This is a genomic window from Polaromonas sp. CG_23.6 (genome assembly GCF_029892315.1).
Classification (GTDB): Bacteria; Pseudomonadota; Gammaproteobacteria; order Burkholderiales; family Burkholderiaceae_C; genus Polaromonas.
The window spans coordinates 3083947-3097126 of the sequence record NZ_JARXUY010000001.1 but is presented as its reverse complement, the minus strand read 5'-3'; the positions used below and the strand labels follow the sequence as shown (position 1 = coordinate 3097126).

At 62.1% G+C, this 13180-nt stretch carries 13 protein-coding genes; 11 read left to right on the top strand and 2 right to left on the bottom strand.

The features are described from left to right. Positions 1-209 precede the first annotated feature (209 nt). Complete coding sequence (locus H4V98_RS14685) at positions 210-1895, top strand: ExeA family protein (protein ID WP_196862223.1); 1686 nt, start codon at positions 210-212, stop codon at positions 1893-1895. A 4-nt stretch (positions 1896-1899) separates the two neighbouring features. Then, positions 1900-2703 carry a general secretion pathway protein GspB gene (locus tag H4V98_RS14680; RefSeq protein WP_196862222.1) on the top strand — a complete coding sequence of 268 codons (804 nt, stop codon included), beginning with the start codon at positions 1900-1902 and terminating at the stop codon, positions 2701-2703. A 96-nt stretch (positions 2704-2799) separates the two neighbouring features. On the opposite strand, the gene H4V98_RS14675 is transcribed toward H4V98_RS14680, so the two are convergent. Further along, positions 2800-3351 (bottom strand): PaaI family thioesterase, encoded by a 552-nt coding sequence (locus H4V98_RS14675; RefSeq protein WP_196862221.1) that lies wholly within the window; start codon positions 3349-3351, stop codon positions 2800-2802. A gap of 53 nt (positions 3352-3404) precedes the next feature. On the opposite strand from H4V98_RS14675, the gene H4V98_RS14670 reads away from it, so the two are divergent. From H4V98_RS14670 to H4V98_RS14660, 3 genes are read left to right on the top strand one after another with little or no spacing between them, the layout of a single operon-like run. Beyond that, positions 3405-3911 carry a MarR family winged helix-turn-helix transcriptional regulator gene (locus tag H4V98_RS14670; RefSeq protein ID WP_196862220.1) on the top strand — a complete coding sequence of 169 codons (507 nt, stop codon included), beginning with the start codon at positions 3405-3407 and terminating at the stop codon, positions 3909-3911. A gap of 41 nt (positions 3912-3952) precedes the next feature. After that, positions 3953-5365, top strand: coding sequence for an MATE family efflux transporter (locus tag H4V98_RS14665; RefSeq protein ID WP_196862219.1), 1413 nt, complete (start codon positions 3953-3955; stop codon positions 5363-5365). Positions 5366-5403: 38 nt separating this feature from the next. After that, the gene (locus H4V98_RS14660) at positions 5404-5889 is read left to right on the top strand and encodes a MaoC family dehydratase (protein WP_196862218.1); all 486 of its coding nucleotides are present in this window, start codon (positions 5404-5406) and stop codon (positions 5887-5889) included. Between the two features lie 192 nt (positions 5890-6081). Here the strand turns inward: H4V98_RS14660 and H4V98_RS14655 are convergent, their stop codons facing one another. Continuing rightward, on the bottom strand, positions 6082-6690 hold the full coding sequence (locus tag H4V98_RS14655) for a hypothetical protein (protein WP_280757661.1): 609 nt from the start codon (positions 6688-6690) through the stop codon (positions 6082-6084). Positions 6691-6798: 108 nt separating this feature from the next. On the opposite strand from H4V98_RS14655, the gene H4V98_RS14650 reads away from it, so the two are divergent. The 6 genes from H4V98_RS14650 (at position 6799) to H4V98_RS14625 (ending at position 13115) form a co-directional block, all read left to right on the top strand. Continuing rightward, on the top strand, positions 6799-7194 hold the full coding sequence (locus tag H4V98_RS14650) for a hypothetical protein (RefSeq protein ID WP_280757660.1): 396 nt from the start codon (positions 6799-6801) through the stop codon (positions 7192-7194). A 131-nt stretch (positions 7195-7325) separates the two neighbouring features. Next, positions 7326-8963, top strand: coding sequence for a hypothetical protein (locus H4V98_RS14645; protein WP_196863639.1), 1638 nt, complete (start codon positions 7326-7328; stop codon positions 8961-8963). Continuing rightward, positions 8960-9967, top strand: coding sequence for a UbiA prenyltransferase family protein (locus tag H4V98_RS14640; protein WP_196863638.1), 1008 nt, complete (start codon positions 8960-8962; stop codon positions 9965-9967). The genes H4V98_RS14645 and H4V98_RS14640 overlap by 4 nt, the downstream gene beginning before the upstream one ends. Before the next feature lie 73 nt (positions 9968-10040). Then, entirely contained in the window at positions 10041-11843 is a 1803-nt protein-coding gene (locus tag H4V98_RS14635; protein WP_196863637.1) for a hypothetical protein, read from the top strand. A 91-nt stretch (positions 11844-11934) separates the two neighbouring features. Next, positions 11935-12645, top strand: coding sequence for an HAD family hydrolase (locus H4V98_RS14630; RefSeq protein ID WP_231374742.1), 711 nt, complete (start codon positions 11935-11937; stop codon positions 12643-12645). Continuing rightward, positions 12642-13115, top strand: coding sequence for a GtrA family protein (locus H4V98_RS14625; RefSeq protein ID WP_196863635.1), 474 nt, complete (start codon positions 12642-12644; stop codon positions 13113-13115). Before H4V98_RS14630 ends, H4V98_RS14625 begins: the two co-directional genes overlap by 4 nt. The last annotated feature ends 65 nt before the right edge of the window (positions 13116-13180 follow it).

The window sequence follows — 13180 nt, the reverse complement described above, 5'->3', positions numbered from 1 at the left end:
GTTGGATAGCAAGCCAAAAGTGAGGAAACCGCAGACCTCTCATTTTGGAACAGGGAATGCCGAGCTACGAAAGCACAGTCATCAGCCTGCGGGATCACTGCGGACAAGTGCCTGAATCATGGATCAAACGCACATAACGGCAGCCGCCGCACGTTCCTCCTGCCCACGGGGGTTAACGGCCAGTCCCGTGCCGGCTATGCTTGCACCCTATGTACGAGCACCATTTCGGCTTGAGCCAGGACCCGTTTTCCATCGCGCCCGACCCGCGTTACCTGTTCATGAGCGAGCGCCACCGCGAGGCGCTGGCGCATCTGCTGTATGGCGTGGCCGGGCCGCACGGCGCTGGCAGCGGCACGGGCGGCGGTTTTGTGCTGCTCACGGGTGACATCGGCACCGGCAAGACCACGATTTGCCGCTGCTTCATGGAGCAGATTCCCGCCGGCTGCCATGTCGCCTATATCTTCAACCCCAAGCTCACCGTGACCGAGCTGCTGCAGTCGGTTTGCGAGGAATTCCACATCACGGCGGCGGCGGCGACGGCTTCAGGCGCGCCGACGGTGAAGGACTACATCGATGCGCTGAACAGCTTTTTGCTCAAGAGCCATGCCGCCGGGGAAAGCAGCGTGTTGATCATCGACGAGGCGCAGAACCTCAGCGCCGATGTGCTGGAGCAACTGCGCCTGCTGACCAACCTGGAAACCAGCGAGCGCAAGCTGCTGCAGATCGTGTTGATCGGCCAGCCCGAATTGCGCACGCTGCTGGCCCGCCCTGAAATGGAGCAACTGGCGCAGCGCGTGATTGCCCGCTTTCACCTCGACGCGCTGACCGAGGCCGAGAGCGCGCAGTACATCGAGCACCGCCTGTCGGTGGCCGGGTTCACCGGCCCGCTGCCGTTTGACCGTTCCGCGATCCAGCGCATTCACCGCCTCACACGCGGTGTGCCGCGCCGCATCAACCTGCTGTGCGGGCGCGCGCTGCTGGGCGCCTGGGCCAATGGCCTGTTTCGCGTGAACCGGCCCGTGGTCGACAAGGCGGCGGTCGAGGTGTTCGGGCTGGATGCCGGGCAGGCAAGGGGCGTCGGCAAGCGGCCAGTTTCCTACGCACTGGGCGGCCTGGCCTTGCTGGCCGGTGCCGTGGTGGCGGGTTTTTTGCTGGTCAATCCAGCGCAAAAAGAGTTGGCGCCGTCCCTGGCTTCAAGCGCGCCGGCGCCCCAGGCTGGCGCTTCATCACCTGAACCTGAAAAGCCGCCGGCCCTGCGGCCTGCCGAAGAACTCGATACCCTTGTGGCGCAATTCCCGGCCGACATCAACACGGCCTGGCGTGCGCTGGCGCCCGCCTGGAAGCTGCCCGCCTCTGACGGCGACCCGTGCCTGGCCGCCAGCGCGCAGCAGTTGCAGTGCTACCGCACCAGTAACCTGAGCGTGCCGCTGCTGCGCCAGCTTGACCGCCCCGGCATCCTGACGCTGCATACAGGCAACGGTCCGCCGGTGCATGCCATCCTAGTGGGGCTGGACGACCAGACCGCCACGCTGCAGGACGCTGCCGGCCTGCACACCGTCAGATTGGTGTCGCTGGGTCGGCTGTGGCGCGGCGAGTTCGCCACTTACTGGCGCCCGCCTCCGGGTTACACGCCGGGACTGCAGGGCGACAGCGCCGTTCCGGTGATCCGCCAGCTGGCCAGTCAACTGGCCGTGCTGGAAGGCGCGCCCGTGCCGCTCGCTTATGCCTCACCGCCGCTGCTGGATACGTTCCTCAGGGCGCGTGTGCGCGCCTTCCAGCGCGCCCAGGGGTTGGAAGCCGACGGGCAACCCGGCCCGCTGACCTTCATGCAGATCGACAGCGCCACGAATGCGAATGCGCCGCACCTGCAAACCCAACCGCCATCGCTCCGGTAAATCTATGTCCTATATCCTTGATGCCCTCAAACGCGCCGAAGCCGAGCGCGAGCTTGGCGCCGTGCCCGGTGTGCATGCCCGCCAGGCGATCACCCCCGCGCCCCAGACGGCTGGCCGCACACAACGCCGCATCTGGACAGGCGCCGGCATCACCCTGGCACTGGCTGGCATGGCGACGGCCGGCCTGTGGCTCTGGCAAAAGCCCGACGCGGCCGTACGACTGGCAGCGGTAGACCCTGTCGTGGAAATGCCACCGGTACCCGCGCCGATACTCATGCCGACACCGACACCGACACCGACACCGACACCGACACCGACACCGACACCGACACCGACACCGACGCCCAGACCCACGTCCAGACTCCCCCCCCCGGCAGTGACCGCATCGCCATCCGTGCAACAGCCCGCTCCAGCGTCGACGCCACGCGAAGCCGTGTCGCCGCCGCTGCCCGCTGTTGCCCCCGCCGCTTCCAGGCCTGCGTCAAAAGCAGAGCCAGAAGTGCGCGCCATGGCAACGCCGCCTATGTCCAAGCCCAAGCCTGACCCGGTCGCCAAGGCAGCGCCAAGCCAGGCGGCGCCTGCCGTGCGGCTGCTCGGCGAACTGCCCCCGGACCTGCGTGGCCAGATTCCGCCATTGGCCATCACCGGTTCGGTTTATTCGGCCAACCCCGACAAGCGGCTGTTGTTGGTGAACAACCAGGTGCTTGCGCAGGGCAGCCTGGCCGCCCCCGAAGTGACACTGGTGGAAATCCAGGCGAAAAGTTCGGTGTTCAGTTTTCGAGGCACACGTTTTCGCGTGATGCATTAACTTTTTTTCGCAGGTTGGGACACCTTGGTTGCTCAGTGGACTGGCATGCTTTCAACGCCATGCAGCAAGTGCAGGGTGATATAGCGCTCTGGCTTTTTACTGCCGCTTTGGCAACTCAAACACCAGGCAGGTGGTCGTGGCATGGGCGTACAACTTGCCGTCCGGCCCGACGATGCGGCCTTCGGCCGTGGCCAGTTGCTTGCCGCAGTGGATCACCGTGCCGATGGCGCGCAGCGGCCCGGTCTGGTGCGAGGCTGCCCGAACGATGTTGATGCTCAACTCAGCCGTGGTGTAGCCACGGCCCGCCGGCATCATGGTGTGCACCGCGCAGCCGACTGCTGAATCGAGCAGCGTGGCATACCAGCCGCCATGCACCGTGCCCAATGGGTTGTAGTGCTTGAGTTGCGGCGTGCCCTGGAAGGTGGCCTTGCCGGGCTCGACAGCGATCAGCGCGAAGTCCAGCGTTTCGGCGATGTGCGGGTAGGGCAGTTCACCATCCAGCATGGCCTGCATGATTTGCATGCCGGTCTTGCCGGCGACCCCTTCGGTGCTGGCCAGGCCAGGCTTGCCGCCGCCGGCCAGCATCTTGATGCGCACCGCCGCGCTTTCTTCCATCCATTCGGCCAATGTGTCCCGCTTGCCAGTCATGTCATTCCTTTGAATTAATTTGCATATGCAACAGTTGCAGCTACAATTAAATTATGCACGACAAGCCAGAACCTGTTCAAAGCCTGCCTGACGCCGAACTCCTGGCCGCACTAAAAACTCTGGGCTGCACCAACTTCAAGCTGCGCCAGTTGATGCGCCAGGTGGCCCAGCATTACGACGTGGAAATGGTGGGCGCCGGACTCAAGACCACGCAGTATTCGCTGCTCAGTCATGTGCTCAAGCTCGGCCCGCTGCGGCCGGGCGAACTGGCCAGGCGCATGAGGATGAGCGCCTCCACCCTGACACGCAACCTCAAGCCGCTGGTGGACGCCGGCTGGGTCGAACTGGCCACCGGCAGCGATGCGCGCAGCCGGACCGTCAGCATCACGCCGGCCGGCCATGCCAAGCGCAAGGAAGCGCTGGGCCACTGGAAGATTGCCCAGGAAAGCCTGAACCAACGTCTGGGTGCGAGTCGCGTGCTGGCGCTTCACGGCCTGATCAATGAATCCCTTGAGTTGCTGGTGCCTGTCGACAGTGGCACGGGCGCCGATGATGAATAAATTTCCAGTCCCTGGCGCACTGCCTGCCCACGGAGAAATCAATGACCGCCATTGACCCGCGCACCCGCCTGCTGCTGGAAGCGCCGATTGGCCGCACGCTGCTGCGCCTGGCCCTGCCCAATGTGGTGGTGATGGTGGCGCAGGCCTGCGTCGGCCTGATCGAAACCTATTTCGTCGGCAAGCTCGGCCTGGACGCGCTCGCCGGCATGGCGCTGGTGTTTCCGGTCGTGATGCTGATGCAGATGACCTCGGCCGGTGCGATGGGTGGCGGCATTGCCTCGTCGATTGCGCGCGCCCTTGGGGGTGGGCGGCGCGAGGACGCCAACGCGCTGGTCCTGCATGCGCTGGTGATTGCGCTGGGCTTTGGCCTGGCGTTTTCGCTGGCGTTGCTGCTCGGCGGGCGCTGGCTGTTTGCGTTGATGGGCGGCAGTGGCGCCTCGCTGGAGGCGGCGCTGACTTATTCGCACTGGGTGTTCGGCGGTGCGGTACTGGTGTGGCTGTTCAATTCGCTGGCGGCGGTGATACGCGGCACCGGCAACATGACGGTGCCAGCCAATGTGACCGTGGCCGGCGTGGTGGCACTGGTCCCGCTGTCGCCGCTGCTGATTTTTGGCTGGGGCCCGGTGCCGGCGCTGGGCATTGCCGGTGGGGCCATCGCGCTGCTGCTGTACTACGCGCTGGGCACCCTGGCGCTGGCGGCTTACCTGTGCTCCCGCCGCAGCCTGCTCAAGCCGTCGCTGGCATGGTCCGGGCTGCGCTGGCGGTTGTTTCGCGACATTCTGCGCATCGGTCTGATCGGCTCGATCTCCACCGTGGCAACCAACCTGTCGATTGGCGTGGCCACGACGCTTGCGGGTGGTTTCGGTCCGGCCGCGATTGCCGGTTACGGCACGGCATCCAGGCTGGAATACCTTTTGGTGCCGCTGGTGTTCGGCCTGGGTGCGCCGCTGGTGGCCATGGTCGGCACCTGCATGGGGGCCGGCCAGCATGCGCGCGCGCTGCGTGCCACGTGGACAGGCGCGGCCATGGCGTTCACCCTGACCGGAGGGATTGGCCTGGCTGCGGCCCTTTTCCCCCGGGCATGGCTGTCCCTGTTCGGCAGTGACCCGGCGATGCTTGACGCCGGAACGCTTTACTTGCGCACGGTGGCGCCGTTCTATGGTTTTTTCGGTGTCGGACTGGTGCTGTACTTCGCCTCGCAGGGTGCCGGCCGGCTGCTTTGGCCCGTGGCCGGCAATGTCGCGCGGCTGGCTGTGGCCGCCGTCGGTGGCTGGCTGGTGATCCGCTGGGGCGGCGGACTGGTCGGTGTCTTCATGGCGCAGGCTGCGGCCCTGGTGGTGTATGGCGTCGTGATTGCAGCGGCGATTGCCGGGGGGGCCTGGTTTGGCCGTCTGGGCTGGCCTTGCGCACCGGCCACGCTGCTGCGCCGCCTGGAGCAAGTGAAATCACTCTAATTGAGCTAAAAAACTGCATCATCAGAAAGCACATCATCATGAATTCCACGCTGTCCGAACTGTCCCAAACCCCTGCCGCTCCACTTCGCTACCTTGATGATCTGCAGGTTGGGGATCGTTTTTCCAGCGCCGGCTTCTTGCTTGACGAGACACAGATCAAGGCCTTTGCCTTGCAGTTCGACCCCCAGCCTTTCCATCTGGACCACGAGGCGGCCAAAGAAACGCTGTTTGGCGGCCTGGCTGCCAGCGGCTGGCACACAGCGGCCGTCACCATGCGCCTGCTGGTTGGCGGCGGCCTGCCGCTGGCGGGCGGCATCATCGGCGCTGGCGGCGAAATCAGCTGGCCCCAGCCCACACGGCCCGGCGATATCCTGCAGGTCGAGACCGAAGTGGTCAGCGTCACGCCTTCGCGTTCGCGGCCAGAACGCGGCTTGGTGGTGGTGCGCAGCACAACGCAAAACCAGCACGGCCATGTGCTGCAGCTTTCAGTCTACAAGCTGGTGGTGCCGCGCAAGGCGCAATGATGCAAGCGAAATGGCTGTGCAGGGAGTTTGCCGAGCCTGACGGTTTTCCCCTTGTCGGCGGTGCTTGCGCCGCCATGCTGTGAAATACTGAAAAAAATGGAATTTTGCGCTTTAGGGTAAAGAAAAGCTTGCTATTTAAAGAGTAGCAGACGGATTCACGCGCTTGTGCATCAGTTCAGGCCTCGTATGGTGTCAAGGAGATTTGCTCAAAAATCTGCTTGTGTCGTCGTCTTCGACATACCTTGCCCGGCCGGCTCTGACATGCCGAACAATGCGCGGCTCGGGGATTTCAAAAGCTTCAGGATCCTTTGCATCTGGCCGTTCACCGTCCCGGTACTGGCTGCGAAGGGCCAGGGCGCCAGCAGCCAGGCCAATCGCAAGCGCGACATGCACCCCCAGCAGCGCGCCGGTTGACAGGCGATGCTCGTAGCCGGGTGTAAAGCGCTGTGGCGTGAATTTGAAATCTATCAAGGCCGCCGTGGCGCTGGTAGCCACTGCACCCAGGACGATGCCGGGCGTGGTGCGCAAAGCCGGCCGGTTGCTGGCAAGGGCCGCATAGAGCGTGGACCAGAAGGTGGCCGCGACATGGTGCGTCAGGTAGCCCGCCGCTGTGTGCGTAAGGTCGGTTTTGTCGTGGCGCAAGGCTTCGTCACCCCAGTACCAGTGACTGACGGCGTTCAGCGGAGCCGCAGCGCTGCCTGATTCGCGACGGCCGGCAAGTGCCAGCACGGTTGTGGAAATCAGGCTGGCAAGACTGCCCGCCACAACCCCTTGGGTCAGGATTAGTTTCCATTTTTTCACCGTCAGTCTCCTAAAAGAACCCACTGTGCCTCAGACAACGCCAAGTGCTTGTAGGCGCGCGCCGAAGGACGCGATAAGGCGGTGTCTGCCTTTCGTATTAGCAGCAAATTGAACCTTCCTGTGTTGCCTGTGCGCATCAGAGACAGCTCATCGGGATGTAAAAAATTCTTCAAAAAGCTAAGCGATCAGGGTGATTTTGCGGAATTTCCTGCCTTGTTGATCGACGCTGACTCCGGTTTCAAAACAATTCGAGCCGGACCCGATGCGCGTATCACGGTGTGGGCAGGCGGCGGCACAGACTTCAAGTTACTAGCTCACTCATCGATTTCGCATCGATCTCGAATCGATTTTGCATTTTGCCGCAAGGTGGGTAACCCTTTAAATCTTCAAAACAGGTTCTTGGGCCATACGGCCTATTGGGTGAATGAAGCGCCCCAAAGAAACTCTGTCGAATTCCCTTGCGCCCTGAACCTCCATGAATTTCCTGGCATTCGACCTGGTTGAGATGGTGGCCTTCAGGGTGAATTCCTGTTGTCCAGGCAACAGCATTCACACATTCAAGACCGAAGGCATAAATTGAAGCGGTGCATCCAACTTTTTAAATCTGGCAGTTTCCATTGCTTGAAGAGGGCGGCGTGAAGGCTGACAACTTTAGGGAATGGGCACGGCGCCTGGGGCTGTGGGTGTCGATCGCACTCATGCTGTGCCTGATTGCACTGTTCAATGGCCAACCGTTTTTTTACCCGGATACGCCAACCTACCTGCGCGGCGCTGAAATGGGCGCGTCCAGGCTGGCTGGCCCAAACACGCTCAAGCCGTGGCTGCCCGCACCTGATGCATCTGCTGTTGCCTCGGCAGCAGCGTCCTCGTCCGTGGCCGAGCCGGTCATGCCCTCAGAGCCCGTGCAGACGGCCCGAAAGCTCAAACCCCTGACTTCCGTGGCTGACAAGGTGGTACTGGCCGGGCGTTCGGTGTACTACGGCATCTTGCTTTATGCCGGTTACCTGACCGGGGGCATGTGGCTGGCAGTCATGGTTCAGGCCTTGTGCGTGGCCTATGTGCTGCAACTTCTGATGGTGCGACTTTGGGCGCTGAGCACTGGCCAGGTCTTGGGCACAGTGGCGGCGTTGAGCTTGCTCACGCCGCTGGGCATTTACACCGGATTTTTAATGCCTGATGTGTTTGCGCCGCTGGTGATCTTGATTATCGGGACGATGTCGGTCTACTGGCGGCAGCTGACGCGCGGGCAGTGCTGCGCGCTGGCGGCAATTTTGCTGTTCGGTTTGTGCGCGCACAGCAGTCATGTGGCGTTGGCTGTGCTCATGCTGGTGCTGGCCCTGGCAGGGAGGCTGTTCAGCGCCTACTGGCGCAGCCTCTCGGGCGCCGCGCTGCTGGTGCTGGCCATTTGCATTGCCGCCGCCGGGGCTGCAGAGTGGGCTTTCAGCAAGGCGGTGACCGCTGCCGTGGGTGCGCCGCCGCTGCGCCTGCCGCACCCGATGGCGCGCCTCATCGACCTGGGACCGGGCACGGCCTTTCTCAAGCAGCGTTGCCCTGGCGCAGGTTATGCGGCGTGCGACTTTGTGCAGAACTATCCCACAGCGTGGGAAGACTTTTTGTTTTCCAGTGATCCGGCCAAAGGCGCCTTCGCACTGGCAGACGTAGGCATCAAGCGGCGCTTGTCTGACGAACAGTTGCGTTTCGTGCTTGACGTGGTGCGCTTTGACCCGCTGGGCGTGACCCGCGGCGTGGCACTCGATGTGTTGCGCCAGTTGGGCCTGTTCAGGGTCGATATCGGCGTCTACCCCCCGGCTGTCCTGGCCATGTACGAGGGGCGCGTGCCCGACAGTATTTTTTTGGCTATGCAGCGCAGCCGTGCCGGCCAGCTCTGGCCGTTTAACGACGGGTTGTCTGCGGCAACCTACGCCATGGTGCTGGCTTCGCTGGTGCTGGCCGTGTGGCTGCGCGGGCGCGCCCGACTGTATGACCAGTCAGACCCGTTGGACCGACTGCCCACGGCATTTGACCTGACGCAGCGCCGCATGAGGGACTTTGCCGTCGTGGTGATTGCGGGTGTCGTTGCAAATGCCGTCGTCTGCGCCGCACTGGCTTCGTCCCTTGACCGTTTTCAGGCACGGGTGATCTGGCTGCTGCCTTTTCTGGCCCTTTCCATGCTGGCCGTCGCCCGTCAAGCCTGGCTTTCCGATACCGGAATTTCTGCGTTTCGGCATTCGACCTCAACGCCCAATCTGTCAATTCAAGGATCTACGCCATGACCTCCCAAACCCTGCATTCGCAAAATGCACTCAACACCCCGGCCAGCTGGCGCGACTACCTGCAAATGGCGCGACTGGACCATATGACCAAGCATGTCTTCATCCTGCCTGGATTGGTGCTGGCTTATGTGCTGCGCGACCCGCCGCTGCAAAACGTCTGGTGGTCCATCCTCCTGGGGTTTGCCAGCGCCGTACTGATTGCCTCGTCCAACTACATCATCAACGAATGGCTGGACCGCGAATTCGATGCCTTTCACCCTGACAAGTCCAGCCGTCCGGCGGTCAACATGGTGATGACGCCGACCCGGGTGTATGGCATGTATGCCGCGTTCAGTCTGCTGGGCCTGTTGCTGGCGTATCAGGTCGGCACCCTGTTTTTTCTGGTCAGTGTGCTGTTCTGGGTTTCAGGTGTGGTCTATAACGTCCAGCCCGTTCGCTCCAAGGACAAGGCTTATCTGGATGTGCTGTCCGAGTCGCTGAACAACCCCATTCGCATGATGCTGGGCTGGGCCATGATCGACCACTTCACCATTGCGCCGGTCTCGCTGCTGCTGGCTTACTGGATGGGCGGTGCTTTCCTGATGGGCGCCAAGCGCTTGTCAGAATACCGCGAGATCACCGCCGAGCCGGGCGGTGTGGCCCTGCTGCACCGCTACCGCCGTTCGTTCCAGCATTACACCGAAGAGCGCCTGACCATTTCGTGCTTTGTGTATGCCTTGTTTGCAACCTTCCTGATGGGCGTGTTTTTGATCAAGTACCGCATTGAATATGTTCTGGCCTTTCCTTTCATCATTGTCTTGTTCGCGCATTACCTGGGTTTGTCGATGCGCAGCGGCTCGGTGGCGCAAAAGCCTGAAAAACTGTTCCGCGAAAAGCGCCTCATGGTGATCAGCGCGGCGACGGTATTGGCGCTGATCGTGTTGAGCTTTGTTGATCTGTCGGTGTTGCACGGGCTAAGCGAGCCGCATTTCCTGATGCTGGACCAGCTTGCATCGAATCGCTAGGGGCGGCGATTGCGCACTGACATACCGCTTTTGAACATGAGGAAGACCGCTTTTTACTTGCTTGTCACATTGTATGAATTCTGATTTTTCATTGGTTCACGTGTACGACAAGCTGCTTGCGCTCTCCAGTGCCACCCTCGGGGTGTTCACGCTGGCTGAATTCATGCTCGCATTGGCTTTGCTCGCCCTGGCGGCCTTTGCTCCACGCTGGGGAAGCCGCAGGTTCGACACCGTGGAACGCTTGTTTGGTGGACTGGCGCACCGGCCGATCAGGCAGGTACTGGCCGTTGGCTTGCTGGCCATTGCCCTGCGTGCACTCATGCTGCCCTGGATGGGCATTGCCGAGGCATCGGTCGCAGACGAAACAAGCATTTTGCTGCAAGCCCAGACCTTTGCCGCAGGGCGGCTGGCCAATCCGACGCATCCGTTCTGGGAGCATTTCGAAACCTTTTACGTCAACCAGGTGCCCGCTTACGCATCAATGTATTTTCCGGGCAGGGGGGCACCGCTGGCCGCCGGTTTGCTGCTGGCCCAGAATGCGTGGGTTGGCGTGTGGATGAGCATGGTGCTGATGTGCATGGCCGCGACCTGGATGCTGCAGGGTTGGGTTGTGCTGCCCATGGCGCTGCTCGGCGGCATCCTGGTGACCCTTCGCCTGGGAGTTTTCAGCTTTTGGGTAAATTCTTATTACGGCGGCGCTTTCATTGCATTGGGTGCGATGCTGGTGATCGGTGCACTGCCGCGCATCTTGCAGGCACCGCGCTGGCGCCACGGCTTGCTGATGGGGCTGGGCATGGTCATTTTGATGACGTCTCGGCCTTACGAAGGCTTTTTACTGTGCTTTCCCGTGGCGCTGGCCCTGCTGCTTCACTTAATTCGCAGTCGCTGGCAGCATGTACGGCTGGCTCTGGTTAGGGTGGCGCTGCCCGCAGTGCTGATGGTGGGGGCCGGGGGCGGCTTGCTGCTGGCCTACAACCAGGCCACGACCGGCCAGCCGCTCAAGGCGGCCTACCAGCTGAACCGCGAGACGTATGCAAGCGTGCCCGCCTTTCTGATTTCGCCCCCCCTCAAGTCGCTGCATCAGGGTCCGGCTTATTTCCAGGACTATTTTGCAATGGAAGGCGCCAACTACGGGCTGCGCAAGTCGCCCTTGCTGTGGTTGCGCAGCGGAGTGGCCAAGCTTTTCCACACCTGGAATTTCTACATCGGTGCAATTTTCTCGGCTGCGTTTTTTGCCGGGCTCTGGTCGTGCAGGCGTGATCCTTTTCTGTTGGGCACGACGGCGTTCTTCATGGGGGGCTATTTTCTGGAGACCTGGAACTTTCCGCAATACACGGCGCCGCTGTTCCCGCTGCTGCTCATCTTCATGATGCGGGGTTTCGAGTGGCTGCGTGCCCGTGACCCGGTCCGAAATCCCGCCGGCCTGTTTCTGGCGCGCGCGATGCCGGTGGCTGCGCTCTTGATGCTGGCCTTGCCCGCCACGTCGTTTATTTTCGGGTCGCCGTCGATGGGGGTCAACGCGACCCAAACGGTGTGTTGCACCACTTCCGACAAGCTCAGGCCCGCACTGCGCCAAATGCTGCTGGACAGTCCGGGGCGCGACCTGGTGCTGGTGAAAAGCGGTCCGAACAACCCGTTGGGTTATGAAATGGTCAACAACGAACCGGATATTGACAAAGCCGATATTGTCTGGGCGCATCGACTGGGCACTGAAAAAGACAATCGACTCAGGCAATATTTTGACGACCGCCGTGTCTGGGAGTTTGAATGGCTGCCTGCGGATAATAAAGACAAGCCCGGGATTGACGGCCACCAGCCTTATCGGCTGACGCTGCTTGATCCTGAATTCCAAAAAAGCAAACCAGGCCAACCGTGAAACCTGAAAAAAATACACTGGCCTCTGCACGATGCGGTGGTGCGATTCATTCCATCTTGTCTGGACTGCAGTTGCTGCGGAGGGCTGTTCATTGAAGGCCTTGCCCGATTGGCACCATATCGATTTGGTGGTCTTTGATGTGGACGGCACGCTGTACGACCAGCGCCGGTTGCGGTTCGCCATGCTGGGCTTGCTGCTGTCAGACGCTTGGCGCTTGCGCAGCCTGGACACGCTGAAAACCCTGCGCACCTTCAGGCGCGTGCGCGAAGCACTTGGCGACAAGCCCGAAGCTGATTTCATGCGCTTGCAATACGCCAGAACCGCAGCGCAGCATCACAAGACTGAAGACGACGTGCGCCTGCTCACCGCTGACTGGCTGGAGCAGCGCCCGCTGCCTGCGCTGCCCGCCTGCCGCTATGCGCAGGTGGAGGCAGTCTTTGCCGGGCTGCAAGCCGCAGGCAAACGCATTGCTGTTTTTTCTGATTACCCGGCCGTGGACAAACTCAAGGCGCTGGGGCTGCAGGCTGATCTGGTTGTGTGTGCGACGGACCCGTCCATCGCGCGGCTCAAGCCCGACCCGGCCGGGCTGCTGTCCATCCTGCGCCAGACCCATATTGCACCGCAGCGCACGCTGATGATCGGAGACCGCTTTGACCGGGATGGTGCAGTCGCGCAACGGGCCGGCGTTCACGCGCTGATCCGCTCACGCAAGCCGCATCCGGAATTTGCCACCTTCCAGACCTACGCCGACCCGGTGTTTCACCCCTTGTTGAAGGGTGCGCCCGTGCGGGCGGCCGCATGATGCGAAGCCGCACCACGGCGCCCACGAATGCGACTGACGCCACGCCCGTCCCGCCCGTTGCACCAGCCGCCACCACGACAGGTGCTGCACCGCGTCTGGCGAGTCAGGCATTGGGCTACCTGATGGTCGGCGGGCTGGCGGCGGTGGTGGACATCGGCCTTTTCCATTTGTTGTCACAGCGCCTGAATAGCTTGCTGCTACCCGCCATTGCCAGTTTTGTGGTGGCGGCGGTTGTCAATTATTCCCTGTCTTCGCTGTGGGTCTATCGGCGGCAGTGGCGATCGCTGCGCCGTGCCACCTTGTTCTTCATGCTGGCTTGCGTTGGCCTTTGCATCAATGCCGGCGCCACCTGGTGGCTGGGCAGCACACTGCCCATTGCACCGACACTGGCCAAAATCGGCGGCGTCGCCACTGCTTTTGTGGCCAACTTCCTGATGAACACCTTCATTGTCTTTCGCGCTGAGGACTGAGCCGCGAAAAGTGCCGGCGCAACTCTGTGCAGCCCGCCGTACAGATGCCTGGCCGAGTGGCCGGT